Below are 26,281 nucleotides of genomic sequence, written 5' to 3'. Positions count from 1 at the left end.
CTTCGCTCAGCATGTGAGGCCGCCTCCGGGCGGCCTCTTCTTTTGGCTGTGCCCATAACGGCCAACGCCGCCCGCGTTGGGAGAACGCGGGCGGCGCCGGACTTGCCGTATTCGCCTGGGGAGCGGGGACGGCTGGGAGCTCGGGGAGGAGCGGGGAGGAGCGGGGAGGGCGTCAGAAGGGCAGGAGGACGTCGAGGACCTGCTGGCCGTAGCGCGGCTGCTGCTGGTCGGTGATCTGGCCGCGACCGCCGTAGCCGATGCGGGCCTGGGCGATCTTGTTGGAATCGATGGTGTTGTCGCTCTCGATGTCCTCCGGCCGGACGACGCCTGCGACGATCAATTCGCGCACCTCGAAATTGACGCGCACCTCCTGCTTGCCCTCCAGGACGAGGTTGCCGTTGGGCAGCACCTGCATGACGACGGCGGCGACGTTGGTGGCGAGCGTCTCGGAGCGGGTGACGGTGCCCTTGCCCTCGTTGGAATTGGTGCCGGTGGTGGAGACGAGGCTTGCCGGATCGGCGCCGGTGCGGGCGATCAGGCGCTCGGCGCCAAAGAGGCTCGGGGTGCCCATGGTCTGCGAGCCGGTGCGCGACTGGTTGGTGGTGTTCTGGACGTTGGCCTGGTCCTGGAACTTCACCTTGACGGTGAGGATATCGCCGACGCGCTGGGCGCGCTGGTCGCGGAAGAAGGCGCGCGAGCCGTTGCGCCACAGCGAATTGGGATTGTGCGAGATGGGCTGCGGCTCCGGCATGGGCATGGAGACCGGCCGGTAACCGGGCTGGGTCTGGGGGTTCTCAACCGCGGAGAGCTGCGGGGCCCGGCCGACATTGCGCAGCCGGTCCGGGGCGCCGCAGGCCGCGACCGACAGGCCGGCGGCGACGATAAGGAGCGGGCGGAGGCTGTGCTGGCTGCGGGCGAACATGGCGGATCCTGACGCGGGACGGCGGATGGCGGGCATGGTCATCACGGCGTCCTCGCGGTGGCGACGGCGGTGGTGGTGGTGACGGGCGGGGTGATGGATACGCGGTTGAGGCCGGTGACGGTGGCCTGAAGCCGCTTGCGCGACTGCAGGTTCTCCACCTGGATCATGTCGCCCTCGGCACCGGCCTCCAGCGCACGGCCGCGCATGGTCAGCGACAGGCCAGGCATCTCCATGGTGATGAGGACATTGCCGTTGCGCTCGACGAGCTCGGGCTTCATCAGGTCGGCCATGCGGAAGGGGCGCTCGGGACCAATGGGGCGGCGCGCCGCCATGCCCACGGCCTGTGTCGCGCTCACCACGGTGTCGAGGGTCAGCGCCGGCACCTGCGTGCGCGGCTTGCGGTCGATGACCAGGTCGGAGGAGCGGATGACCTCGCCGCGGCCGAGGGCGCGGGCGAGCACGACGAACTCGACCAGTTCGACCGCCGTCCCCTGAACCCGGAAGCCGCCATTGCGGTCGGTGCGGGGCGAGCCGCCGATGCCGAGCACGGCCTCGAAGCGGCCGGTGCGGGGGTCGTGCTCCATGCGCAGGATGTCGAGGCTACCCGACACGCCCTTCTCCACGGCGATGGGGCGGGTGCCGCGATCGAAGGCGACCTGGATGCGGTTCGAATCGGACAGGCCCATGGACGAGGCGAGCGCCATGGCGATGCGCTCCTCCATCTCGGCGAGCGGCAGGATGCGGGCGTCACGCGTGATCGAGACTTCGCGGTTGCGGTCACCTGTCTCCGGTTCGAGGCCGACGCGGCGGGCCGCCTCGATGATACGCCAGGCCGGCATCTGGCCGGTATGGCCGGGGTCGGGCGAGCGGAAGACCGGCACATCGGCGAAGCGGCCGGCATGCTGGAACAGGTCGCCGAGGCGCACCACCTCGCCGGATACGGCGACCTCGAGGCGCAGCACCGGGCGCGGCGGCGGCTCGTCGGCCGCCACGGGCGCCGCGGCGAGACCGAGAACGAGGCTTGCGAGGAGGGTCCGGAGGGTCCGCATGGCTCAGCGCATCAACTGCGAGGTGGACTGCAGCATCTGGTCGGCCGCGGAGATGATGCGGGCGTTCATCTCGTAGGCGCGCTGGGCGGCGATGAGGTCGGAGATTTCCGACACCGCCGTCACGTTCGACTGTTCGAGGTTCTTCTGCAGCAGCTGGCCCATGCCTTCGTTGCCCGGCGTGGTGGTGATGGCCTGGCCGGAGGCGGAGGTCTCGAGGAACAGGTTGTCGCCGATCGATTCGAGGCCCGCCTTGTTGACGAAGCGCGAGAGCTGGATCTGGCCGATGGTCTGGGCGGCGGTCTGGCCGGGCAGGGTCGCCTGGACGACGCCGGCGGCGCTGATGCTGACCGCCGTGGCGTTGTTCGGCACGGTGATGCCGGGGTCGAGCTGGTAGCCGTCGACGGTGACGATCTGGCCGTCGGCATTGCGCTCGAAGGAACCGTCACGGGTGTAGGCGGTGCGGCCGTCGGGCAGCTGGATGCGGAAGAAGCCCTCGCCGCGGATGGCGACGTCGTAGTCCTTCTCCGTCGCCAGCACGTTGCCCTGGGTCATGATGCGCGAGGTGCCGGCGGGCTTGACGCCCGAGCCGATGGAGATGCCGACCGGCAGCAGGTTGCCCTGCTGCGAGTTCTGCGTGCCGGCCCGGCGCTGGTGGTCGTAGAGCATGTCCTGGAACTCGGCCCGCTGGCGCTTGAAGCCCGTGGTCCGCATGTTCGCGATGTTGTTGGAGATCACCTCGACGGTGAGCTCCTGGGCCTTCATGCCGCTGGCGGCGGTGTGGAGCGCGCGCATGGGTCAGGTTCCTCAGGAGGTGGGGTTGCCGAGGGAGCGGATCGCATCCCGGCGCATCTGGTCGTGCCGCTCGAGGTTGGAGGCGAGCGACTGGTAGGCGCGGGTGACCTCGATCATCCGCGACAGGGCAAGGACGGGAGCGACGTTCGAGCTTTCGAGAGCGCCCTGGCGGACGTCGGTGAGCGCGACCGTCTCGGCGCGGCGGCCCTCGCGGAGGCGGAAGAGGTTGTCGCCTTCCTTCTCCAGGGCGCGCGGCTGGTCGCCGTCGACGATGCGCAGGCGGCCGCGGATGCCGCCGGAGGAGGAGACCGAGCCGTCGCGACCGATGGTGATGCCGACGTCGCGGGCCTCGAAGACGATGGGGCCGCCTTCGCCCATGACGAGCTGGCCCTGCTTGGTGACGAGCTGGTTCTGGGCGTTCAGCTCGAAGGAGCCGTTGCGGGTGAAGCGCTCGCCCTCGGGCGTCTGGACGACGAAATAGCCGCGGCCGTTGATGGCGACGTCGAGCACATTGCCGGTCTGGGTGATGCCGCCCTGGCCGAGATTGGTCGCGGTGGCGCGATCCCAGACGAAGGACATGCGCCGGTCGGCGCCGCGCTGGAACGTATCGTCCCGCGCGACAGGCATCAGGTATTCCTCAAAGACAACGTCGTCCTGCTTGAACCCCGTGGTGTTCAAGTTGGCGAGGTTGTTCGCAATGACGTCGAGCTCGCGCTGCAGGGCGACCTGCCGCGAAAGTCCGACCAGACCAATGTTTTCCATCGGACCGATCCCCTGATGTTCCGACCCTGATGGACCATCTCTCCCAAGACGGTCCGGGGCCGGTGCTCCCCAGCTGGACCGCAGGGCCGTTCTCCCAAACGGGTCCGGCGATCCGCAAAGGTCGTCGCAGGAGCCGTGCCAAGCGGGTGGGTAAAGGAAAATCAACCACTTAAGGCAAGGAAGCGGTAAGGGGGCGCTAGGCACGAACGGCCATCCCTGCGCTTTCGTCCCGGCAAAACTTGCCGATCCTTAACGGACGTAAACGGGCCGTTAACCATTTTGGCGCCACTGTCCCAACATGAGAATCCGGGGCGCTAAGTGATGGCGAAGAAACCCAAAAAGGCCGAAGGCGAAGCCGAGGACGGCGAAGAGGGCGAAGGCGCCCCCGAAGCCGGTGGCGGCAAGAAGAAGCTCATCATGATGGGCGGGGCCGCCGTGCTCGTGCTGGCCCTCGGTGGTGGCGGCTGGTTCTTCTTTTTGCGCAAGAAGCCCCAGCAGGTCGCGGCGCCGGCGCCCGTCGAGGTCGCCAAGCCTGTCGCCTTCGTCGATCTGCCGGACATGACGGTCAACCTGTCGGTCGGCCAGGACCGTCCGCAGTACCTGCGCGTGAAGGTCGCCCTCGAGGTCTCCGACACCAAGGTCGCCGACCAGATCCGGCCGATCATGCCGCGCGTGGTGGACGCCTTCCAGCTCTACCTCAGGGAGATGCGTCCCTCGGATATCGAGGGGTCGGCCGGCATCTTCCGCCTGCGCGACGAACTCACCCGGCGCGTCAACACCGCCGTCCATCCGGCACGGGTGAATGCCGTGCTGTTCCGCGAAATCGTCGTGCAGTGACGGGCTGATCGATGGCAGGCGATATCGACCAGGACGCCCTTGCCGCCGAATGGGGCATGGCCCTTGAGGAACAGGGCGCCACCGGCAACGACGCCGCCCAGTCCTGGGAGACCGTCGGCGAAGACGGTATGGCCCATGTCGGCGTCGGCTCGAAGGGCGGCGCCGAGCGCATCCTCAACCAGGAAGAGATCGACAACCTCCTCGGTTTCTCCATCGAGGACCTGGCGCTGTCCGACAATGGCGGCATCCGCGCCATCATCGACTCGGCGATGGTCGCCTACGAGCGCCTGCCGATGCTCGACATCGTGTTCGACCGCCTCGTGCGGTTGCTCACGACCAGCCTGCGCAACTTCACCTCCGACAACGTCGAAGTCTCGCTCGACCGCATCCACGCGGTGCGCTTCGCCGATTACCTCAATTCCATCCCGCTGCCGGCCATCCTCTCCATCTTCAAGGCGGAGGAATGGGACAATTTCGGCATCGCCACCGTCGATTCGAGCCTGATCTACTCGATCATCGACGTGCTGCTGGGCGGCCGCCGCGGCGTCACCGCCATCCGCGTCGAGGGCCGGCCCTACACGACCATCGAGATGGGCCTCGTCAAGCGGATGGTCGAGGTGATCCTCGCCGACGCCGAGGCCGCCTTCCGGCCGATCTCGCCGGTCAATTTCAAGATCGACCGGCTGGAGACCAATCCGCGCTTCGCGGCGATCTCCCGCCCCAACAACGCGGCGATCCTCGTCCGCTTCCGCATCGACATGGAGGAGCGTGGCGGCTCCATCGAGATGCTGCTGCCCTATGCGACGCTGGAGCCGATCCGCGATCGCCTGATGCAGACCTTCGTCGGCGAGAAGCTCGGCCGCGATCCGGTCTGGGAAGGGCATCTCTCCACCGAGATCTTCCAGGCCCGCACCCATGTCGAGGCCGTGCTCTACGAGAGCGAATTCCCGCTGCGCAAGCTGATGAACCTCAAGGTGGGGGACACGCTCGTCCTCGACATGAAGCCGGACGCCCTGGTGAAGGTGCGCTGCGGCGACGAGACCCTCACCGAGGGACGCATGGGCCGCGTCGGCGACAAGGTCGCGGTGCGCATCCAGAAGCCGCTGCGGCGGGGCCGGACAACCATGGCGCAGTTCGAGCAGGTGTCCTCAGGCGGACAGGAGATGTGATGAGCAGCTTCACGGTGTCCATGATCATCGAGTTGCTGGTGGCAGGCCTGCTGGTGGCCACCATCGCCTATTGCGTGACCCTCAACCGGCGGCTCACCCGCCTGCGCTCCGACGAGCAGTCGCTGAAGGCGACCATTGCCGAGCTCATCACCGCCACCGAAATCGCCGAGCGGGCGATCCAGGGCCTCAAGGTCACGGTGCGCGAATGCGACGGCACGCTCGGCGAGCGGCTGCGCACCGCCGAGCGCTTCCTGGTCGACATCGAGCGCGAGGTGAAGGCCGGCCAGACGGTGGTAGAGCGGATCAGCCGCATCACCGAAGCTGCCCGCGACGCCGGCAAGACCCGCGCGCCGATCCCGGCGGTCGAGCCAATCGTGCCGGTTCTCGTCCGCGAGCCGGCGGAGGGGCAGGGGGCAAGCGCTGCCTCGACCCTCGCCGCCGCCAAGGCCTTCGCCGCCCGCGTCCAGACGCGCGCCGCCTGAGGAGGGCTCCATGCGGGACCTGCGCCTTCTGCCGATCGTCACCTTCGCCGCTGGCGGCCTGCTCTTCCTGAAGGCCGTCGGGCTGCTGAGCGGCGACATGGCCGGTCCCCGCGCGGTCCGGGCGCAGGACACCTCGATCCCTGGCATCGAGTCGCCCGCAGACGCCAATCTCGTCACCGGTGCGACACCGGCCGCTGCGCCGGCTGCGGCCGCGCCGCCCCCGCCGCCGCCCCAGGCGGTCCCGGCCAATCAGCCGCCGGCCATTTCCTCCGCCGAGCGCGCGATCCTCGAGCGCCTGCAGGAGCGTCGCCAGGAACTCGACACACGCCAGCGCGAACTGGAGATGCGCGAGAACCTGTTGCGCGCCACCGAGCGCCGCATGGAGCAGCGCATCAATGAGCTGCGCGAACTGGAGTCGCGCATCACCGGGCTCGAGCAGCGTCGGGACGAGGCCGAGCAGACCCGCTTCCGCGGCGTGGTCAGCATGTACGAATCCATGCGGCCCAAGGACGCGGCGCGCATCTTCGACAGCCTCGACATGAGCGTTCTGATCGAGGTGGCCCGCGCCATGCGCCCGCCGAAGCTTGCCGACGTCATCGCCCAGATGCAGCCGGAGCCCGCCAAGCGCCTGACGACCGAGCTCGCCCGCCGGCCGCAGCAGCAGGCTGCCGTCGATCCGCGCTCGGTGTCGCCCGACACGCTGCCGAAGATCGAGGGCCGCCCGACGCGGTAACCGCAACGCGGTGTTAATCACGCCTGTCCATGATGCACCGACAGCGGGGGCATGGAGCGCCTGCAAGCCTGTTCCTCGGAGCCGGCGGAAGGGTCGAGTGGCGATCCCATGGACGGGAACGCATGGTGCGTAAGGCGTTTGACGCGGGCCGGCCTGACAGCCGCCCTGTTTTGTCATGTCTCCGTCGCCGCCGTCGAAGCCCAGACCGCCCGCCCCGCCCCGCCCGCGGCGGTTCCTGTCGCTCCCGCCGCGCCAGCGGCTCCGACACCCCCCGCGGCCAAGGCTGAGGTCGCCTCTTCCACCTCCGGTGGCCATGCCCGTCTCGTCTTCTCCTTCGATCAGCCGTTGGCCGCTGAGGTGAAGGTGACGGGCGGCGTGCTGGTCATCAGCTTTGCCCGTCCCGTCGACATGCAGGTCAACCAGCTGACCGCGCAGCTCGCCGACTACGTCACCGCCGTGCGGCGCGATCCCGATGGCAAATCGCTGCGCTTCGCCCTGTCGCAGCGGGTCACCGTCAACTCCATGGAGGCCGGCGAGCGGCTCTTCGTCGACCTCCTGCCGGACAGCTGGCGTGGCAACCCGCCGGGCCTGCCCAACGAGATCGTCGAGGAACTCACCCGCCGTGCCCGCGATGCCGAGCGCCGCGCCCGTCTTGCCGAGGCGCAGCGGGTGGCGCGGGCCCTGCCGCCGGTCACCGTGCGGGTCGGCAATCACCCGACCTTCTCGCGTTTCGTCTTCTCGCTGCCCGAGCCGGTGGGCGTCGCCATCGACCGGGCCGGCGACAGGCTGACGCTGCGCATCGCCAAGCCCTTCACCGCCGAACTGAAGCATGTGCGCGACGCGCTGCCCGCCTTCGTCTCCGAGATGGAGGCTGACACCGGCGCCGATGAACTGGTGTTCCGCATGGCGGTGTCGCCGCAGGCGGATGTGCGCGCCTTCCGGGAAGAGGGAACCTATGTCCTCGACCTGACGATGCGTGGCGGCCAGCCGACGGCGGCCGGCCGGGCCGCTCCCGCCGCCCGCGTGCCGAGCTCCGCGCCTCCCTCCGCCATGGTCCTGCCCGGCAATGTGCCGACGCCGCCGCTCGCCGCGCCGCCGGTGGCCATGCCGATGCCCGTGCCGCCGCCTGCGCCGCGCCTCGCGAGCGCTCCGCCGGCTCCGCCCGCCGCCCCTGCGGTGATAGCGCCGGCCGCCGCGGCACCCGTTGCTGCCGCGCCCCTTCCCGTCGAACGGCCGATGGCTCCTGTGCCGGACAATCCTCCGGTCGAGACTGCCGAGCCTGCGCCCCGGCCCGCTGCCGCCCCCGGTCCGGCTGGCCCGGTCGCCGTCCAGGCGCGCCGCGCCGGTGGCACGATCCGCATCCTCGTGCCCTTCACCAAGGAGACGCCCGGCGCCGTGTTCCAGCGCGGCGACACGCTGTGGCTGGTCTTCGACACGCTGGAGGACGTGGCGCTCGCCGGCTTGCAGGCGGAGGCCGCGGGAAGCTTCTCGTCGGTCGATGCCTCGCGCTCGCGTTCCGGCATCGCGGTGCGCATCGGCCTGGAGCGCGCGAGCCTCGCCTCGGCCGGGCGCGACGGACTCGCCTGGATCATCACCCTTGCCGATACGGTCCTCGAACCGCCGCGGCCGGTGCACCTGACGCGCGCCAGCGACCAGGGTGATCGCCTCATCGCCACCGTCGACTTCCCCAATGCCGGCTCGGTCCACCGCCTCACCGATCCGCTGGCGGGTGACACCCTGCTCGTCGTCACCGGCGCAGGGCCGGCCCGCTCCTTCGTCCAGCAGCGCGACTTCGTCGAGTTCTCGGCGCTGGCCGGCAGTCACGGCCTCGTCGTCCAGCCCATTGCCGACGACCTGCAGGTGACCATTTCCGGCGACAGCGTCGCGATCGGCCGCCCCTTCGGCCTGCAGCTGAGCGCCGGCCTCGCACGCCCACCCTCCGTCCAGCGGATGGTCCGCCGTCCGCGCACCATCGCCTTCGATCTCGAATTGTGGGCCGCCGACGAGCGCGCCGCCTTCCGCGACCGCGAGAGTGACCTCCTTGCCAATGCCGCCGCGGTCCACGAGACCCATCGCACCGCCAGGCGTCTGGAGCTCGTGCGCTTCTACATGGCGCAGCAGCGCTGGGCCGAGGCCAAGTCGGTGCTCGACGCCATCGTCCGCCAGGACCGCCGCATCGCCGAGGACGGCACCATCCAGGGCCTGCGGGGCGTCGTCGCCATCATGATGCATCGCCCGACCGATGCGCTGCGTGAGTTCTCCCATCCCGCCATGTCGGCGGCGCCGGACATCGCCATGTGGCGCGCCACGGCGCTCGCCATGGATGGACGGTCGAAGGAGGCGCACGAGACCTTCGAGGCGGCCGATGTCTCGCCGGCGACGCTGCCGAACCCACTCGCCCGCGCCGTCCTCACCCGCGCCGTCTCGGCGGCGCTGGACGCCGGCTCGGTGGACCGGGCCGACAAGCACCTCGCCGAACTCCAGGAGATCGGCGTGCCGCCGGAGGCCGAGCAGCAATTCGCCCTGCTGCGGGGGCGGCTCCTCGAGGCCAAGGGCCAGGAACGCGACGCGCTCATCGCCTATTCCCTTGCTGCCAACGGCCCGGACCTGCCCTCGCGTGCCGATGCCGACCAGCGTCACCTCGCGGTGCGGCACAAGCTGGGCGATGTCGACCGCAAGGCGGCGATCGAGGAGCTTGAGGCGCAGAGCTATGCCTGGCGCGGCGACGACATCGAGGCGCGCACGCTCGCCCTCCTCGCCAAGCTCTATGCCGACCAGGGCCAGTTCCGCGACGCTTTCACCACGATGCGCCTGGCCATGCGCGTCCATCCGCGCTCGGAATCGGTGCGCGGCATGCAGGACGACGTCGCCCGCCATTTCGAGCGGCTGTTCCTCGAGGGCAGCGCCGACCAGATGAAGGCGGTCGACGCCCTGGCGCTGTACTACGATTTCCGCGACATGACCCCGCAGGGCCGCCGCGGCGACGAGATCATCCGCCGCCTCGCCGACCGGCTCGCCGGCATGGACCTGCTCGACCAGGCGGCCTCGCTGCTGCAACACCAGATCGACCGGCGCCTGACCGGAGCGGCCCGCTCGCAGGTCGCCGCGCGCCTCGCGCTCGTCCACCTGATGAACCGCAAGCCGGCCGCGGCGCTGCAGGTGCTGCGCACGACGCGCCTGTCCGAATTGCCCGAGGAGCTGCGCAACCAGCGCTACCTGCTCGAAGCCCGCGCCCATGCCGACATGAACCGCCCCGAACAGGCGATGGAGATGATCGGGGGGATCCGCACGCCCGAGGCGGAGATGCTGCGCGCCGACATCCTGTGGGGGGCCCAGCGCCATCGCGAATCGGCCGAGCAAAGCGAGCGCTGGGTCGCCTCCCGCAGCGCCGGTGCTCTCGGCGACGATGAGCGTCGCCACATCCTGCGCGCCGCCATCGGCTATGCGCTGGTGGACGACACGCTCGGCCTCGACCGTCTGCGCGGCCGTTACCGTGCGGCCATGCGCGGCACCCCCGACGAGCGCGCCTTCGACGTCGTGACCTCGCCGATCGAGGCGCGCGGTGTGGAATATCGCGAGATCGCCAAGTCCATCGCCGACCGTGACACGCTCGACGCCTTCCTCAAGAACTACCGGGAGCGCTATCCGACCGAGACGCCGGGGGCCTCGCAGCCCACCGCCTCGACGCCGCAGCAGCAGTCTGGCACTGGCGGCGGGCAACGGCCGGGCTGAGGCGTCGCCTTACGGCCCGAAACTTCGCACCAGGCTGCCGGCGACCAGGTTCCAGCCGTCGACGAGGACGAAGAAGATCAGCTTGAAGGGCAGGGACACCGTCACCGGTGGCAGCATCATCATGCCCATCGACATGAGCACCGAGGCGACGACGAGGTCGATCACCAGGAAGGGCACGAAGAGCAGGAAGGCGATCTCGAAGGCGCGGCGCAGCTCGGAGATCATGAAGGCAGGCACGAGGACGCGGAAGGACACTTCCTGCGGCGTCGCCGGGATGGCTTCGCGCGAGAGCTCCTGGAACAGGGCGAGATCCTTCTCCCGGACGTGCTTCAGCATGAAATCGCGGAAGGGGCCCGAGGCGCGCTCGAAGGCCTGCGGCGCATCGATCTGGTTCTCGATCAGCGGGCGGATACCGAGGTCGTAGCTCTGCTGCAGCGTCGGCGCCATGACGAAGCCGGTGAGGAACAGCGACAGTCCGACGATGACGGCGTTGGGGGGCGCGGTCATGGTGCCGATGGCGGTGCGCAGCAGCGACAGCACCACGGCGATGCGCACGAAGCTCGTCACCATGATGAGAATGGACGGCGCCACCGACAGGACGGTGATGAGCGCGATGAGCTGGATGACGCGCTCGTTCACGCCGGCGCCCTGGCCGAGATTGATCGAGATGTCCTGGGCGGCGGCCGGCCCGGTGGCGAGCGTGGCTGCGGCGAGCAGGGCGAGGCCGGCCATCCGGCGGGCCCGCCGGGCGTCGGTCCTGCGATGAGGGGTCTCAGCGGCCATGGCCGTCCTGCACCGGGGCGAATCGTCTCCGGAGTGTAGCAGTTCGCGGCGGGCGGGCCTGTGGACGGGGACGCGGCGGCAGGTCGCGGAACGACAAAGGGCTCCCGGTGGGGAGCCCTCGCGTCATCTGCGGGGTGGCGGGTTTCAGCCCTTGGGCGGCGTCGGACCGCGGCCGAGCAGGGCGGCCATTTCTTCCTCGAGGCTGTCGAAGACCGACTTCTCGTCGGGCGACAGGCTCTTGGGTGCCGTGGCGGGGGCCTGGGTCATGGCCGGCCGCGGTGCCGGAGCGGGCGGGGTCGCGGGGCGGACGGGGGCAGGCGCCACGGCGGCGGGCGCCGCGCCGATCGGCTTCTTCAGCGCTGCCTCGAGACGGGCAGCGACATCGTCTGGGACGGCAGCGCCGGCAGACGCCGGGCTCGCCGGACGGGCGGGCGGCGGAGTGGGCGTTGCCGGCCGCACGGGTTGCGTGACCACCGGGGTGATCTTCGGCACCTCCGGACGGGCGACCTCGGGGCGCGCGATGTCCGGGCGAGGCGGCTCAGGCCGGGCCACCGGAGGCGGCGGGGGCGGAGCGCGCGTCGGCTCGGGCCGCAGGGTCTGCTGCGGCGCGGGCTGCGGCGCGGGGCGGGCCGGTTCGGGCATCCGCAGCGAGGTTTCGGGGCGCATGGCCGGGGCGGGGGCCGGCAGCTCGCCGGCCGCCTGACGCGCCGCCTCGCGCAGGGAGGCGCGCTGCGCCGGCATGGGCGGATCGGGCTCGACATAGACGGGGGCCTGCGCCGCCGCGACCTCGCGCAGGGCGGCGGCCTGCACCGGTGCGCCACGGACGATGGAGGTCTCGACCACGACATCGGTCGGCCCGCCGAGCAGCAGGAGATGCTCCACATTGTCGCGGCGGATCAGCACGAGCTTCCGGCGCTGGTCGACGTCCGCATAGTCGAGCACGGCGAGGCGCGGCTGGCGGCCACGGCCGCCCGAGCCGATGCCGAGGCCACGGCCGCGGACGATACGGAAGATCCACGCCGTCAGTCCGATCAGCACCAGAACAGCGGCGAAGGCGACGATGAACGTCGCGGCCAGCGGCGCGTTCGGGCCGAGCAGATTGCTGATGTAATTCATCGAGACCGATCCCGTGGCATTCCCGACGCCCGCCCCCGAAGGCAGGCCTTAAAACTATGTTGAGGTTAACAGACCCGGCAAGGCTTGCCGATCTCGACCTCGCCGGATGGTTAACCCGCCCGGCCAGAGGTTGAAAGTCCCTTAACGGTTAACCGGTCGTTAACCATGTGCTGGGCATCCTTTGCCTACCACAGGGGCGGGGACATCGGCTGCCATGGCCACCAGCGACGTGCCGATCTTCTCCATGCTCCGCAACCGGATGCGGTGGCACCAGGACCGGCAGAAGCTGCTGGCCGAGAATGTCGCCAATTCCGAGACCCCGGGCTACCGGGCGCGCGATCTCGCCCCCCCGAACTTCGATTCCATGCTGCGGGGCGGGCCACGCGCCGCAGCCTCCGCCGGCGCCAGCACGGGCGTCGGGCCGGTTCGCACCGATCCCGGTCATATCGGGGCGACTGGCTCCACCGTGCAGAATCGCTTCGATGTCCGCCGCAACACCGGCCTCGTCGCGACCCCGGACGGCAACCGCGTGAACCTCGAGGACGAGATGCTCAAGGTGGCGCAGAACCAGATGGACTACCAGGCCGTCGCAGGCCTCTACCAGCGCTCGCTTGGCCTGGTCCGCATCGCAATCGGCAAGAAAGCCTGAGGAGACGACGCATGTCCGAGGATTTCCTCAAGTCGATCCGCATCGCCGCCGGCGGCATGCGGGCCCAGGCCGGGCGCATGCGCGTCTCGGCGGAGAATATCGCCAACGCCAATTCGACCGCCGCGACGGCGGGCGGCGACCCCTATCGCCGCAAGATTCCGACCTTCCGCACCACCTTCGACCGCGAGCTGCAGGCGACCACCGTCCAGCTCGGCCCGGTGCGGCAGGACCAGAGCGAGTTCCGCACCCGCTACGACCCCAACCACCCCGCCGCCGACCCGCGCGGCTACGTCAAGGTGCCGAACGTCAATTCTCTGGTGGAGAGCATGGACCTGCGTGAGGCCCAGCGCAGCTACGAGGCCAACCTTAACGTCGTCACCTCCACCCGGCGCATGATCCAGCGCACGATCGAACTCCTGAGGTCGTAAGGCCATGTCATCCTCCTCGATTGCCGCCAATGCCTATGCGACAGCCGCCAGGCTCTTCGCCCCCAACACTGCCGCGACGCGTCCGACGGGCCAGGGCGGCAGCTTCGGCGACCTTCTGAGGGGCGCCGTGCAGAACCTCGACCAGACGGCGCGCCAGACCGACCAGCGCACCGCCGCCATGGCCGCCGGCCGCGCCGACCTCATCGACGTGGTCACTGCCGTCGCCGAGACCGAGGTCGCCGTCGAGGCGCTGGTCTCGGTGCGCGACAAGGTCGTGCAGGCCTATGACGAAATCATGCGGATGCAGATCTAGGAGAGATCGATGAACCCGGCCGACATTCTCGACATCGCCCGCGACGGCATCCTCACCGTGATCCTGGTCTCCGCGCCGCTCATGGTCGTCGGCCTCGTGGTCGGCGTGATTGTCTCGCTCATCCAGGCGCTGACCCAGATCCAGGAGCAGACGCTGGTCTTCGTCCCGAAGATCCTTGCCATCTTCGCCACGATGATCATCGCCCTGCCGTTCATGGGCGACATGATGAACAGCATTACCGCGCGCATCATGGCGAAGGTGGTCTCCGGCGGGTGAATCAGCTTGGATCCGGCGTGTCCGCACCGAGCGGACGCGACCGGCCGCTCCAGGAGGGGCGATCCCCGTGACCCTGCCGATCTCGCCCGAGATGATCGTCGTCTTCCTGCTCGTCTTCGCGCGGGTCGGGACGATGATGGCGCTGATGCCGGGGCTCGGCGAACGGTCGCTGCCGGTGCGCGTGCGCCTCGGCGTTGCCCTGCTTCTCACTCTCGTGCTGTTTCCTCTCCACCGGCCGCTCTACGAGATCGACCTTGGGCGCCCCGCGGGCGTCTTCATGGTGCTTTTGATGGAGATCGCGGTCGGCTTCACGCTGGGGATGGCCGGCCGCATCGCGGTCTCGGCGCTGCTCACGGCCGGCGTCGTCATCGCCCAGGCCATGGGCATCGGATTTGCCATGCAGGTGGACCCCACCCAGGGCCAGCAGGGCGCCGTCATCGGCACGTTCCTGTCGCTGGTCGGCGTGGCGCTGGTCTTCTCGACCGACCTGCACCACCTCGTCATCGCCGCCATCTCAGACAGTTTCACCATCATCCGGCCCGGCGTGCTGCCGGCCTCGGGCGATGCGGCGCAGTTCCTGACCATGGTCATGGCCAAGGCCTTCGTCATCGCCATCCAGCTCTCGGCGCCGTTCCTAGTCTTCGCGCTGGTCTTCAACATCGGCCTCGGCGTGCTGTCGAAGCTGATGCCGCAGATGCAGGTCTTCTTCATCGCCATGCCGGTCACCATCGGCGTCGGCTTCCTCATCCTCCTCCTCGTCCTCTCGGTAATGATGGCCCACTACATGGGCTCGCTCGAGGCCGTGCTCGGGGAGATGGCGGTCAACCGGAGGTGATGCGGTGGCCGAGGGCGATGACGACAAGGACCAGAAAACACACGACCCTACACAGAAGAAGCTCGACGATGCGCTGAAGAAGGGCGACGTCGCGAAGAGCCAGGACCTCGTCGCCTGGTTCCTGTTGTTCATCTCGACCCTCGTCATCGCCACCATGGGGGCGAGCAGCGCCGGCAGTCTCGCCGTTCCGATGAAAAACCTGCTCGCCAATGCCGACCTGCTGCAGGTCGACCGGTCCGCGCTGATGCAGCTTCTCATCTCGATCATCATCGCCATCGTCGTGGCGGTGGGCCTGCCGATGCTGGCACTGTTCCTGACCGGCGTCGGCGCCAACCTGATGCAGCACCGCCTGGTCTTCTCCGGCGAGAGCCTGAAGCCGAAATTCTCGAAGATCTCGCCGCTGGCGGGGTTCAAGCGGATCTTCGGGCTTGATGCGATCGTCAATTTCGCCAAGGGCGTCGCCAAGATCACCATCGTCGGCACGGTGATCTTCGTCGTGCTCTGGCCGCAGCGATCCAGCGTCGACGCCATGGTCCGCATGGACGTGGAAATGCTGCTGCCCCACACGTTCGCGCTGGTCATGAACGTGCTGATGGCCGTCGTGGCGATCCTCGCCATCATCGCCATCGCCGACTACGTCTACCAGTACCAGCGCTGGTACACCCGGCAGAAAATGTCGATCCAGGAGCTCAAGGAGGAGTTCAAGCAGTCCGACGGTAACCCGGAGATCAAGGCGAAGATCAAGCAGATCCGCCGCGAGCGCTCCCGCAAGCGGATGATGGCCAACGTCCCCAACGCCACCGTGGTCGTCACCAACCCGACCCACTTCGCCGTGGCGCTGAAATACGAACCGGGCATGGCCGCCCCTGTCTGCGTCGCCAAGGGCATGGACCTCGTCGCCCTGAAGATCCGCGAGATCGCCACCGCCAACGACGTGCCCATTGTCGAAAACGTGCCGCTCGCCCGCGCCCTGCACGCCAGCGTCGAGATCGACCAGCCGATCGAGGAGGAGCACTACCGCGCCGTCGCCGAGGTCATCGGCTACGTCATGCGGCTCAAGGGCACGCTGCGCTGAGGCCTGCCGCTTGGCGCCTGCCGGCGCGATTTGGCCCTTGCCGTGGCCCCGCCGCCCTTGCCTCGCGGGCGGCGAAGCGGCACCACTAGAGTTGAGAATCATCCGCCCGGATTCTCGCGTCCGATCCAGCAACAGCGGCACACCCGACGCCATGGCCCTTGCCGAAAAGACCGCCCGTGCCGATGCCGCCGCCCGCGCCGGCGGACGCCGTTCCGTGGACCGGTCGGATCAGGCCGGTTCTACCGCCATGGTGCTGGTGGTCGCGGTGGTGCTGGTCGGGGCAGCGCTGTTCTTCCTGATGATCGGCCGCGACAACGCCTATCCTTACGTGATCGGCCTTTTGGCGACGCTGGCGGTCTGCGGCGTCTTCTCGCTCTTCGCCTATGCCTCCGGCATCCTGCGCTTCGCCACCGAGGACGGGCGCAACGACGTGACCAAGGCGATTGCGGCCAGCGCCGGCGAGGCGCTGGTGGTGAGCGAGCCCTCGGGCCGTGTTCTCTATGCCAACCCCGCCTATCTCGCCATGACCGGGGCGACCGGCGAGGACGACGTGCGCGGCGTCGAGCGCGCCTTCACCGGCGCGCCGGAGATCTCGGAGGCCATCTACCGCCTGTCGCAGGCCGCCCGCGAGGGCCGCCGCCACCAGGAGGAGGTGCGCCGCGCCGATGGGCCCGAGCCGCGCTGGCTGCGCCTCAAGGTCCGGCCGCTGAGCGGGGAGGGGGCCGAGCGCGTGCGCGGCGCCGCCCGCCCCAGCGTCTGGACGGTCGAGGACATCACCCGCGACCGCGCCAGCGCCGAGAGCGCCTTCGAGACGCTGCAGAAGGCCATCGACTTCCTCGACCATGCCCCGGCCGGCTTCTTCTCCATGGAGCCGGACGGCGAGATCGGCTACATGAACGCGACCCTCGCCGGCTGGCTCGACCATGACCTCACCGAGGTCGGTCCCGGGGGGCTGGCGCTGGCCGACATCCTCGCCGCCGATGCTGCGGCGCTGCTGCGCACCGTTCCCGCCAAGCCCTCCGACGTCACCACCGCGACCTTCGACGTCGACATGAAGCGCCGCTCCGGCGAGGCCCTGCCGGTGCGGCTCCTGCACAAGGTCGCCTTCTCCGCTGACGGCGCGCCGGGCGCCTCGCGCACCCTCGTCATCAACCGCGGCCGCGGCACCGATAGCGGCGACAGCCTGCGCGCCGCCGAGGTTCGTTTCGCCCGCTTCTTCAACTCCTCGCCCCTGGGCATCGCCACCGTGGACCGCGACGGCCATGTCGGCCGCGCCAACCCGATCTTCGCCCGGATGCTGGCCGAGGTTGCGCCGACCACCGAGGTCGGGCCGCGCTCGATCCTGTCGCTGGTGAAGGAGAGTTCGCGCCCGCTGCTCATCCAGGCCATCGGCGAGGCGGCCGCCGGCAAGGGCGACCTTGCTCCTGTCGATGCCGCGTTCCAGGGTGACGGCAACCGGTTCTGCCATTTCTTCGTCGCGCCGGTGGATGACCCGGAGCAGCCGGGCGAAGCGGCCATCGTCTATGCGGTGGAGACGACCGAACTGCGCCAGCTCCAGGAGCAGTTCGCCCAGTCGCAGAAGATGAACGCGGTCGGCCAGCTCGCCGGCGGCGTGGCGCATGACTTCAACAACTTGCTGCAGGCCATTATCGGCCATGCCGACCTGCTGCTGATGGACCACAAGCCTGCGGACCCCTCGTTCAACGACGTCATGCAGATCAAGCAGAACGCCAACCGCGCGGCGAGCCTGGTTCGCCAGCTCCTGGCCTTCTCGCGCAAGCAGACGTTGCGGCCGCAGGTGGTGCAGCTCGGCGACGTGCTCTCGGACATCTCCATGCTGCTGCGCCGCTCGCTCGGTGAGCGCGTCGGCCTCGACATGGTCCATGGCCGCGACCTCTGGCCAATTCGCGCCGACGTCACCCAGCTCGAGCAGGTGATCCTCAACCTCGCGGTGAATGCGCGCGATGCCATGCCGGAGGGCGGCAAGCTGACGATCCGCACCGCCAATGTTCCGGCGGGCGAAGTGGCGCGCCACCGCTCCAAGGACGATCCGGTGGAGATGCCGGAGACGGATTCGGTGATGATCGAGGTCACCGATACCGGCACCGGCATTCCCGACGACATCAAGCAGAAGATTTTCGATCCGTTCTTCTCGACCAAGGATGTCGGCAAGGGCACGGGCCTCGGCCTGTCGACGGTCTACGGCATCGTCAAGCAATCAGGCGGCTACATCTTCGTCGACAGCCAGGTCGGCCGCGGCACGATCTTCCGCATCTTCCTGCCGCGCCATGTCGAAGGCGAGGAGCCGGTCGTGGTCGCTCCGCCGGTGGCGCCCGAGCGCACGCCGGCCGCCCCCGCCGCCATGCTTGTCTCCGGTGGCGTTGAGGCGCCGGGCGCGCCGTCCGCCGCGTCCACCGAGCCTGTCGGTGCGGCCGAAGCGTCAGCGGAGCCGGCCGAGGCCGCCGCGTCGCCTCCGGCTGCCCCGGTGCTGCGCGAGGAGACAGGTCCCGGCACGATCCTGCTGGTCGAGGACGAGGAGGCGGTGCGGGCCTTTGCCTCGCGCGCCCTCATCTCCCGCGGCTACACGGTGCTGGAGGCCGGTTCCGGCGTCGAGGCGCTGGAGGTCATGGCCGAGCATGGCGGGACGGTGGACCTCGTCGTCTCCGACGTGGTCATGCCGGAAATGAACGGCCCGACGCTGCTCGGCGAGCTGCGCAAGTCCAATCCGGGCATCAAGGTGATCTTCGTCTCGGGCTATGCCGAGGAGGCGTTCAAGAACGACCTGCCGGAGGGCCAGTCCTTCGCCTTCCTGCCGAAACCCTTCTCGCTGAAGCAGCTCATCGAGGCGGTGAAGGAGCAGGTGAAGGTCTGACTGGAAAGGCCGTCGAGGCCCCGCTAGCCTGCCATCCATGCAGGCCGCGCCAGCTCAGCCTCTCCTCGCTCTGGACGCCGTTGTCGTCGACACGGAGACAACCGGGCTCGACCCCGCGAAAGCACGCATCGTTCAGATTGGCGCGATGGTCGTCCGGAACGGCCGGCTGGTGCCGGAGGAGTGTTTCGAACGGCTGGTCGACCCTGGCATTTCCATTCCTCCCGGGGCCACGGCCATTCACGGTATCGACGACGCAGCGGTGCGTGGCGCGCCGGCCTTTCTGCAGGCCTTCACGGCCTTCGAGGCCTTCCGGGCCGGCAGGGTCGCCATTGGTCACAACCTCGGCTTCGACCTCGCCCTGTTCCGAAGGGAGTGCCGCCTCGCCGGAGCTGAGTTCGCGCCGCCGCCCTCCCTCGACACGCGGCTGCTGGGACAGATCTGCTTTCCGACCTTGCCCGACTTTACCCTCGAGATTCTCGCGGACAGGCTCGGCGTTGCGCTCGACGCCTCGCGGCGGCACGACGCTGTCGGCGACGCGGAAAGTGCCGGCCGGATCCTTGTGGCCCTCATACCGCTCCTGAAGGACAAGGGAATCCGCACGCTCGCCGAGGCGAACGAGGCCAGCCGCCGGCTGGACAGGACCATGGAGGTCTTCGCGCGGGCCGGGTGGGAAGCACCGCAGCCGCTGGCTGGCGGACACGGCCCCCTTGAGCGGCTGGACGCCTATCCGTTTCGCCACCGGGCCGGCGACGTCATGGGTCACCCGCCCGCGATCGTCCATCCGGGCATGTCTCTGACCGATGCGGCGCGCCGGATGATTGAATTGCGCGTGTCCTCGCTGTTCGTCTCGGCTGATCCCGAACCGCATGTCGCCGACACCGGCATCGTGACCGAAAGGGACGTGTTGCGGGCTGTGGCCGCCAGCAGCGCCGGTGCCCTCGACCAACCCGTCGGTGCACTCGCGTCCCGTCCCCTCGCCCATGTGCTGGCGGACGATTTCGTCTATCGCGCTATCGGCCGGATGGACCGGCTGAAGCTGCGGCACCTCGGCGTGACCGATGCTGCCGGGAGGGTCGTTGGAGCCCTGTCGGCGCGGGACCTGCTGCGGATGCGGGCGAGCGACGCGCTGCTCCTCGGCGACGCGATCGAGGCGGCCGAGGATGCGCCCGCCATGGCCAGCGCCTTCGCGCGGATGCCCCTGGTGGCGAGGCGCCTGATCGAAGAGGGGGTCGAGGCGACGGCCATTGCCGCGGTCATCAGCCATGAGATCGGGGCCTTGACCGCCAGGGCGGCACAGCAGGCGGAGGCCATCCTGCTGGCCGAGGGCCGGGGTCCGCCTCCCGTGCCCTTCGCCGTGCTGGTGCTTGGTTCGGTCGGGCGCGGCGAGAGCCTGCTGGCCGCCGACCAGGACAATGCGCTGGTCACGGCCGTTCCGGACGACCCCGAAGCTGCAGATCGCTGGTTTGGGCGCTTCGGTGTGGTCATGGCCGATCTGCTGGACAGCGCCGGCGTCGTCCATTGCAAGGGCGGCGTGATGGCGAGCAATCCGACCTATCGCGGTTCCCTCGACGACTGGCGGCGCCGCATCGAGGGCTGGGTGGGCAAGACACGGCCCGACGACCTCCTCTCGGTCGACATCTTCTTCGATGCCCGCGCCGTGCACGGGGACATGGATGTCGCCCGGACGCTGTTCGACGAGGCCTTCGCGGCGGCGCATCAAGCGCCGATGCTGGCCAAGCTCCTCGCCGAGCAGATCGGCGTGTTCCATCCGCCCCTGACCCTGTTCGGTGGGCTGAAGCTGACGGATGGCCGGGTGGACCTGAAGATCGGCGGCCTCTTCGCGGTCGTGGCCGGGGCCCGCTGCCTGGCGCTCCGGCACGGCATTGCCGTCCGATCGACGCGGGAGCGCATCAGTGCGCTGCGGGACATGGCGATCGGCGGCGCGGAGGACCTTGACCGCTGGCGCGAGGCTCACGGTGTCCTCGTCCAGGCCATCCTCGTGCAGCAGGTCGCCGATATCGCGGCCGGACGGCCACCCGGCAGCCGGGTGGATCCGGCACTGCTCGACAAGGCACTGAAGGCGCGGCTCAAGGCGGCCCTCCACGACCTCACCCATGTCGCCGATACGGTGAGGGATCTGCTGTTCCGGGCCTGAGCCGCTCACCGGCAATTGCGGTCGATGATCTCGTTCCAGTCGGCGATCGAGCCCTGTATCTGCGCGATGTTCTCACGGGCGTGGAAGCCGCTTGTGCAGCGCCGGAACGTGTCGCTCGCCGCCTGCATCACCCGGACATGATCGCGGAAGACAGGGCAGCGCCGGGCCATCGGAGCGCGAGTCGTCTCGGAGAGGCGGGCCGAAGCCTCGCGCAGGCGGATCTCCATGACTGCGAGGTCGCCGTCGCAGGTTTCCGCGGCGACGGCGGGACCTGAGGCCAGGAGCACGGCGGCGAGGAGCAGGGCGCGGCGCATTGCAGGTCCGCAGCGGAATGCCTCAGCGGCAGCCATGGGCCACGACGCCCTGCCATTCCATCTGCGACTGGCGGACCAGACCGATCTTGGCGTTGCGATCCATGCCGGAGGAGCAGGCCTCGATGGTGCCGGCGGCGCGGCGCAGCGAGGCGAGGTGGCCCTGCATGGCCGCGCACTGGTCGGCGCCCGCGGCATCGCCGAGGCTCTCGACGGCGGTGAGGCTGCGGTGCATCTCGGTCTCCACCGCCGCGAGACGGTCGCCGCAGGGCAGCGCCGAGGCGCGCACCGGCCAAGCCGTGAGGACCATGGCGAGGAAGGCGACGGCGGTGGCGGCCACCAGGGCGGCGGCGATGAGGGCGAGCCCATGGGCGTCGGCGCTCTGGGCGCGGGCCTGGGCGAAGGTCGGCGTGCCGAAAGCCTGATGGGCGATGGCGGTCTGGGCGATGCGCATGGCGTGTCCCTCCGGGTCTGACGCCTTGCATGAACCCCCGCCGTTTCACCGATGTTCCGGAGCGGCGGGGGCATGTTTCCAGTCGGAAACGGAAGATCAGCCGAACCAGACGTCGACGATCCGTCCCGAGCCAGGATCAAGCTCGACATTGGCACGGTCAGGCCGGAGATCCTTGGTGAGCGCGTCACCCGTGCGGTAAACTCTCAGGCTCTTGCCGAGGAGGTCGATCAGGAGTTGCGTCGGGTCCACCCGGCGACCGGCGACCGGGAAGGGATCATCGTCCCCCGCCCGCACCCGTCGGATCGCCTCGTGAGCAGGAACCGGCATCTCGTCGGGCAGCGCCACATATCCCTCGAAGGACCGTGTGCCATAGCTTTCCTTGATGCTGTTGGTCCGCGAATGGACACGCACGCCAGTGAGCGGCCTGCCCGGCCCCCAATAGTCGAGCGGTGACCGCTCGATCACCAGGCTCGCCTCGATGGGCGAGATCACCTGCGCAGCGAAGCCAATGGGCGGCTCTGCCACGAAGTCGAAGTCCTGCACGCCGTCCTCGGGCGGGTTTATGTAGAACCACGGTTCGATGGCCGGCTTCTTCCAGCCGGATGTGGGAACCTCGCCGCTCGCGGCGAGGAAGAGTTTGGGCGGCATGGTCTTGATCAGGGCGATCGAGACCTTGGTGACTGCGAGGATGCGCTGCATGAACCCCTCCACATGCCGGGCCTGAAACGGCCGACGCGGAATCATAGTTCATTTGCAACTTATTCGTGTATCCGGGATGACCCGCAGCTCAGCCGAGGTTCAGTTCCTTGAAGAAGTCATTGCCTTTGTCGTCGACGACGATGAAGGCGGGGAAGTCCTCGACCTCGATGCGCCAGATGGCCTCCATGCCGAGTTCGGGATATTCCAGAACCTCCACCTTCTTGATGCAGTCCTGGGCGAGGCGGGCGGCGGGGCCGCCAATGGAGCCGAGATAGAAGCCGCCATGCTTGGCGCAGGCCTCGCGCACCTCGCGGGAGCGGTTGCCCTTGGCGAGCATGACCATAGAGCCGCCGGCGGCCTGGAACTGGTCGACGAAGCCATCCATGCGGCCGGCGGTCGTTGGGCCGAAGGAACCGGAGGCATAGCCCGCCGGCGTCTTGGCCGGACCGGCATAATAGACCGGGTGGTTCTTGAAATAGTCGGGCATGGGCTCGCCGCGGTCGAGCCGCTCGCGGATCTTGGCGTGGGCCGCGTCACGGGCGACGATCATCGGACCGGTGAGCGAGACGCGGGTCTTGATCGGGTGCTTCGACAGGGTGCCGAGGATCTCGGCCATGGGCTTCGTCAGGTCGATCTTGACGACATCGCCGCCGAGCGAGGCCTCGTCGATCTCCGGCAGGTACTGCGCGGGGTGATGCTCCAGCTCCTCGAGGAAGACACCGTCGCGGGTGATCTTGCCCTTGGCCTGGCGGTCGGCCGAGCAGGAAACGGCAATGGCGATGGGCAGCGAGGCGCCGTGGCGCGGCATGCGGATGACACGCACGTCGTGGCAGAAATACTTGCCGCCGAACTGCGCGCCGACGCCCATGGCCTGGGTGAGCTTGTGGACCTCGGCCTCCATGGCGAGATCGCGGAAGGCATGGGCGAATTCCGACCCCTGTGTCGGCAGGGCATCGAGATAGCGGGCCGAGGCGAGCTTCGCCGTCTTCATCGTGTGCTCGGCGGACAGGCCGCCGATGACGATGGCGAGGTGATAGGGCGGGCAGGCGGCCGTGCCGAGCGTCAGGATCTTCTCGTGGAGGAACTTGATCATCCGGTCATGGGTGAGGATCGAGGGCGGCGCCTGGAACAGGAAGCTCTTGTTGGCGGAGCCGCCGCCCTTGGCCATGAACAGGAACTTGTAGGCCTCCTCGCCCTCGGCATAGATCTCGATCTGGGCCGGCAGGTTGTTGCGGGTGTTCTTCTCCTCGAACATCGAGATGGGCGCCACCTGCGAATAGCGCAGGTTCTTCTTGGCATAGGCGTCGAGCACGCCCTGGCCGAGCGCCGCCTCGTCCTCGCCCTCGGTCCAGACCAGCCGGCCCTTCTTGCCCATGATGATGGCGGTGCCGGTGTCCTGGCACATGGGAAGCACGCCGCCGGCGGCGATATTGGCGTTCTTCAGGAGGTCATAGGCGACGAACTTGTCGTTGGCGGTCGCTTCGGGGTCATCGAGGATGCGGCGCAGCTGCGCGAGATGGCCGGGGCGCAGCAGGTGGTTGATGTCGATGAAGGCGGCTTCCGACAGCAGCCGGATCGCCTCGCGCTCCACCACCAGAACCTCCTTGCCGAGGACCGTCTCGACGCGGACGCCGTCGGAAGTCAGCTTGCGGTAAGGGGTCTCGTCCTTGCCGAGGGGAAAGAGCGAATAGGAGCCGGCGGCGAGCGGAGCGTTCATGGGCGGAGCCTCTCGAAGAGGTGCCGCGCCGTCGAAAACCGGGCGGTCCGGCACCGCGGCCTGTCTAGCCCAGCGCCGGACCGAATTGAAGTCGTTCCAAAGTGTGGAGGGGTCAGGCCGGGGAGGCGAGGGGCTTGGCCTTCTCCACCACGAAGGTGCTGACGATCTTCACCTTGCCCGCGCTCGGCTTGCCGCCGCCATGGACCGTGCCGGGCGGCACCTGGAAGGCATCGCCGGGCTTGAGGTTGCGGGTGCCGACGCCCTGGATCGGCAGTTCGACCTCGCCCTCCAGCACATAGCCGGTCTCGATGCCGGGATGGGTGTGGGGCGCCACCACCGCGCCGGGGCTGATCTCGACCTCGGCGATAATGGTGACATAGCCCGGCGCCGGGCCGTCGGTCTGCGAGAGCACCTTGCGGGAGAGGCCGCCGGCGGGCGGAGCGCCCTGCGCCGAGGCGGCGGTGGCAAGGCCGGTGGCGGCGAAACCGGCGACGGCGCAGAGGGCGCAGCCGGTAAAGACCCGTCTGGTCATCCGCGGACGGCGCGCGGCGGGGGTGTCGGCGGTCGTTTGGGCGGTGATGTCGGCGGTGATGTCGGTCATGGCGATCCTCCAGGTCGGCAGGCCTCTTGCGGGCCGCCTTAGGCTTCAGGATGCCACCTGCGGCAGGCCGCCGCATCAGGGCCGGGGAGGGGCTCCGATCGGCCATTCGGACGAGAACGAAAAAAGAACTTGCGAATGAGAACAAAGCATGTACATTGTGGGGTATCAGAGGTTTTGGGCCGAAGGCCTTGCCAGCGGAGGGGAACGACAGCCATGAGTCAGGCCGCACTGCGACTCGTCGAAGGTTCATCCATGGACAAGACCAAGGCGCTGGACGCCGCTCTCTCCCAGATTGAGCGTGCCTTCGGCAAAGGCTCGATCATGCGGCTCGGCAAGAGCGACAAGTCGATCGAGATCGAAACGGTCTCGACCGGGTCGCTCGGCCTCGATATCGCGGTTGGCATCGGCGGTCTGCCGCGCGGCCGCATCGTCGAGATCTACGGGCCGGAATCCTCGGGCAAGACGACGCTGGCACTGCATACCATCGCCGAGGCGCAGAAGAAGGGCGGCATCTGCGCCTTCATCGATGCCGAGCATGCGCTCGACCCGGTCTATGCCCGCAAGCTCGGGGTCAATCTCGATGAGCTGCTGATCTCGCAGCCCGATGCCGGCGAGCAGGCGCTGGAGATCTGCGACACGCTGGTTCGCTCCGGCGCGGTGGATGTGGTGGTGGTCGATTCGGTCGCGGCCCTTACCCCGCGCGCCGAGCTCGAGGGCGAGATGGGCGAGAACCAGCCGGGCATGCAGGCCCGCCTGATGAGCCAGGCCCTGCGCAAGCTCACCGCCTCGATCTCCAAGTCGAACACGATGGTGATCTTCATCAACCAGATCCGCATGAAGATCGGCGTCATGTATGGCTCGCCGGAGGTGACCACCGGCGGCAACGCACTGAAGTTCTACGCCTCCATCCGCCTCGATATCCGCCGCATCGGCGCGATCAAGGACCGCGAGGAGGTGGTCGGCAACCAGACCCGCGTGAAGGTGGTGAAGAACAAGCTCGCCCCGCCCTTCAAGCAGGTCGAGTTCGACATCATGTACGGCGAAGGCGTCTCGAAGATGGGCGAGCTCATCGATCTCGGCGTCAAGGCCGGCGTGGTCGAGAAGTCCGGCGCCTGGTTCTCCTATGACAGCCAGCGGGTCGGCCAGGGCCGCGAGAATGCCAAGGCCTTCCTCAAGCAGAACCCGGACATGGCCGCCAAGATCGAGGCTGCCATCCGCCAGAATGCCGGGCTCATCGCCGAGAAGATCCTTGGCGAGGTCGATCCGGACGGCGACGCGGACAGCCCGGATTGAGGCCGTCATGCCCGCCATGCGGGCGGGCGCCGCCGCTGATCTTTGAGAAGGCCGGGTTCGTCCCGGCCTTTGTCGTTGAAGGACAGGCGGGGGCCTCTGACGGGGGTTGGGCGTCATGGCCGGCGCCGCCGCCGGTGGCTGGTTCCGCCTGCGGCAAGACCCTCTGCGACGCCGCCCCCCGCGATAAGCGGTTTCGTTTCGGAAAAAATGCTCTAGAACACCCGCC

At 68.9% G+C, this 26,281-nt stretch carries 25 protein-coding genes; 14 read left to right on the top strand and 11 right to left on the bottom strand.

Going from position 1 to position 26,281, the window contains the following annotated elements; all coding sequences use genetic code 11:
* Positions 1–172: 172 nt before the first annotated feature.
* The 4 genes from flgH to flgF are packed head-to-tail and all read right to left on the bottom strand — an operon-like array spanning position 173 to position 3,525.
* The gene (flgH, locus tag O9344_RS06420) at positions 173–922 is read right to left on the bottom strand and encodes a flagellar basal body L-ring protein FlgH (RefSeq protein ID WP_298474471.1); all 750 of its coding nucleotides are present in this window, start codon (positions 920–922) and stop codon (positions 173–175) included.
* A 41-nt stretch (positions 923–963) separates the two neighbouring features.
* Positions 964–1,971: a flagellar basal body P-ring formation chaperone FlgA gene (gene flgA, locus O9344_RS06415; protein WP_298474387.1), complete on the bottom strand. Its 1,008-nt coding sequence runs from the start codon at positions 1,969–1,971 to the stop codon at positions 964–966.
* A 3-nt stretch (positions 1,972–1,974) separates the two neighbouring features.
* Positions 1,975–2,763, bottom strand: a complete 789-nt coding sequence (flgG, locus tag O9344_RS06410) for a flagellar basal-body rod protein FlgG (protein WP_298474385.1) — start codon at positions 2,761–2,763, stop codon at positions 1,975–1,977.
* A gap of 12 nt (positions 2,764–2,775) precedes the next feature.
* Positions 2,776–3,525, bottom strand: coding sequence for a flagellar basal-body rod protein FlgF (gene flgF / locus O9344_RS06405; RefSeq protein WP_298474383.1), 750 nt, complete (start codon positions 3,523–3,525; stop codon positions 2,776–2,778).
* A 321-nt stretch (positions 3,526–3,846) separates the two neighbouring features.
* On the opposite strand from flgF, the gene fliL reads away from it, so the two are divergent.
* The 5 genes from fliL (at position 3,847) to O9344_RS06380 (ending at position 10,478) form a co-directional block, all read left to right on the top strand.
* Positions 3,847–4,362, top strand: coding sequence for a flagellar basal body-associated protein FliL (gene fliL / locus O9344_RS06400; protein ID WP_298474381.1), 516 nt, complete (start codon positions 3,847–3,849; stop codon positions 4,360–4,362).
* Positions 4,363–4,373: 11 nt separating this feature from the next.
* Positions 4,374–5,531: a flagellar motor switch protein FliM gene (gene fliM, locus O9344_RS06395; protein ID WP_298474379.1), complete on the top strand. Its 1,158-nt coding sequence runs from the start codon at positions 4,374–4,376 to the stop codon at positions 5,529–5,531.
* A complete protein-coding gene (locus O9344_RS06390; RefSeq protein WP_298474377.1) occupies positions 5,531–6,013 on the top strand; it encodes a DUF6468 domain-containing protein in 483 nt (160 codons plus the stop codon). The genes fliM and O9344_RS06390 overlap by 1 nt, the downstream gene beginning before the upstream one ends.
* A gap of 10 nt (positions 6,014–6,023) precedes the next feature.
* Positions 6,024–6,746 (top strand): flagellar protein FlbB, encoded by a 723-nt coding sequence (locus tag O9344_RS06385; protein ID WP_298474375.1) that lies wholly within the window; start codon positions 6,024–6,026, stop codon positions 6,744–6,746.
* Positions 6,747–6,884: 138 nt separating this feature from the next.
* Positions 6,885–10,478: a hypothetical protein gene (locus O9344_RS06380; protein WP_298474373.1), complete on the top strand. Its 3,594-nt coding sequence runs from the start codon at positions 6,885–6,887 to the stop codon at positions 10,476–10,478.
* A 9-nt stretch (positions 10,479–10,487) separates the two neighbouring features.
* On the opposite strand, the gene fliP is transcribed toward O9344_RS06380, so the two are convergent.
* Both fliP and O9344_RS06370 read right to left on the bottom strand, forming a co-directional pair.
* The gene (gene fliP / locus O9344_RS06375) at positions 10,488–11,210 is read right to left on the bottom strand and encodes a flagellar type III secretion system pore protein FliP (RefSeq protein WP_298474469.1); all 723 of its coding nucleotides are present in this window, start codon (positions 11,208–11,210) and stop codon (positions 10,488–10,490) included.
* Between the two features lie 195 nt (positions 11,211–11,405).
* Entirely contained in the window at positions 11,406–12,377 is a 972-nt protein-coding gene (locus O9344_RS06370; RefSeq protein ID WP_298474370.1) for a flagellar biosynthetic protein FliO, read from the bottom strand.
* A gap of 214 nt (positions 12,378–12,591) precedes the next feature.
* Between O9344_RS06370 and flgB the strand changes: the two genes are divergently transcribed.
* The 8 genes from flgB (at position 12,592) to O9344_RS06330 (ending at position 20,980) form a co-directional block, all read left to right on the top strand.
* Entirely contained in the window at positions 12,592–13,026 is a 435-nt protein-coding gene (gene flgB / locus O9344_RS06365) for a flagellar basal body rod protein FlgB (RefSeq protein ID WP_298474368.1), read from the top strand.
* Between the two features lie 11 nt (positions 13,027–13,037).
* The gene (gene flgC / locus O9344_RS06360) at positions 13,038–13,454 is read left to right on the top strand and encodes a flagellar basal body rod protein FlgC (RefSeq protein WP_298474365.1); all 417 of its coding nucleotides are present in this window, start codon (positions 13,038–13,040) and stop codon (positions 13,452–13,454) included.
* Between the two features lie 4 nt (positions 13,455–13,458).
* Entirely contained in the window at positions 13,459–13,767 is a 309-nt protein-coding gene (gene fliE / locus O9344_RS06355) for a flagellar hook-basal body complex protein FliE (protein ID WP_298474363.1), read from the top strand.
* Between the two features lie 9 nt (positions 13,768–13,776).
* The gene (gene fliQ / locus O9344_RS06350; protein WP_298474361.1) at positions 13,777–14,043 is read left to right on the top strand and encodes a flagellar biosynthesis protein FliQ; all 267 of its coding nucleotides are present in this window, start codon (positions 13,777–13,779) and stop codon (positions 14,041–14,043) included.
* A 91-nt stretch (positions 14,044–14,134) separates the two neighbouring features.
* Positions 14,135–14,878: a flagellar biosynthetic protein FliR gene (gene fliR, locus O9344_RS06345; RefSeq protein WP_298474467.1), complete on the top strand. Its 744-nt coding sequence runs from the start codon at positions 14,135–14,137 to the stop codon at positions 14,876–14,878.
* Between the two features lie 4 nt (positions 14,879–14,882).
* Complete coding sequence (gene flhB, locus O9344_RS06340) at positions 14,883–15,953, top strand: flagellar biosynthesis protein FlhB (protein WP_298474359.1); 1,071 nt, start codon at positions 14,883–14,885, stop codon at positions 15,951–15,953.
* Positions 15,954–16,104: 151 nt separating this feature from the next.
* Entirely contained in the window at positions 16,105–18,825 is a 2,721-nt protein-coding gene (locus O9344_RS06335) for a response regulator (protein WP_298474357.1), read from the top strand.
* A gap of 37 nt (positions 18,826–18,862) precedes the next feature.
* Positions 18,863–20,980: a DUF294 nucleotidyltransferase-like domain-containing protein gene (locus O9344_RS06330; protein WP_298474355.1), complete on the top strand. Its 2,118-nt coding sequence runs from the start codon at positions 18,863–18,865 to the stop codon at positions 20,978–20,980.
* A 5-nt stretch (positions 20,981–20,985) separates the two neighbouring features.
* Here the strand turns inward: O9344_RS06330 and O9344_RS06325 are convergent, their stop codons facing one another.
* The 5 genes from O9344_RS06325 to O9344_RS06305 form a co-directional block, all read right to left on the bottom strand.
* On the bottom strand, positions 20,986–21,294 hold the full coding sequence (locus tag O9344_RS06325) for a hypothetical protein (RefSeq protein ID WP_298474353.1): 309 nt from the start codon (positions 21,292–21,294) through the stop codon (positions 20,986–20,988).
* 22 nt (positions 21,295–21,316) lie between these two features.
* Entirely contained in the window at positions 21,317–21,745 is a 429-nt protein-coding gene (locus O9344_RS06320; RefSeq protein WP_298474351.1) for a hypothetical protein, read from the bottom strand.
* A gap of 96 nt (positions 21,746–21,841) precedes the next feature.
* Positions 21,842–22,444 (bottom strand): hypothetical protein, encoded by a 603-nt coding sequence (locus O9344_RS06315; protein WP_298474349.1) that lies wholly within the window; start codon positions 22,442–22,444, stop codon positions 21,842–21,844.
* A gap of 88 nt (positions 22,445–22,532) precedes the next feature.
* The gene (locus O9344_RS06310) at positions 22,533–24,161 is read right to left on the bottom strand and encodes a fumarate hydratase (RefSeq protein WP_298474347.1); all 1,629 of its coding nucleotides are present in this window, start codon (positions 24,159–24,161) and stop codon (positions 22,533–22,535) included.
* A gap of 112 nt (positions 24,162–24,273) precedes the next feature.
* On the bottom strand, positions 24,274–24,762 hold the full coding sequence (locus tag O9344_RS06305) for a cupin domain-containing protein (RefSeq protein ID WP_298474345.1): 489 nt from the start codon (positions 24,760–24,762) through the stop codon (positions 24,274–24,276).
* A 213-nt stretch (positions 24,763–24,975) separates the two neighbouring features.
* On the opposite strand from O9344_RS06305, the gene recA reads away from it, so the two are divergent.
* On the top strand, positions 24,976–26,055 hold the full coding sequence (gene recA, locus O9344_RS06300) for a recombinase RecA (RefSeq protein WP_298474343.1): 1,080 nt from the start codon (positions 24,976–24,978) through the stop codon (positions 26,053–26,055).
* The last annotated feature ends 226 nt before the right edge of the window (positions 26,056–26,281 follow it).

The sequence above is a fragment of the Phreatobacter sp. genome (genome assembly GCF_027532945.1).
In the GTDB taxonomy this organism is placed as follows: domain Bacteria; phylum Pseudomonadota; class Alphaproteobacteria; order Rhizobiales; family Phreatobacteraceae; genus Phreatobacter.
Note: the sequence above shows the minus strand (reverse complement) of the source record. Positions and strands in the feature narration are given on the sequence as shown.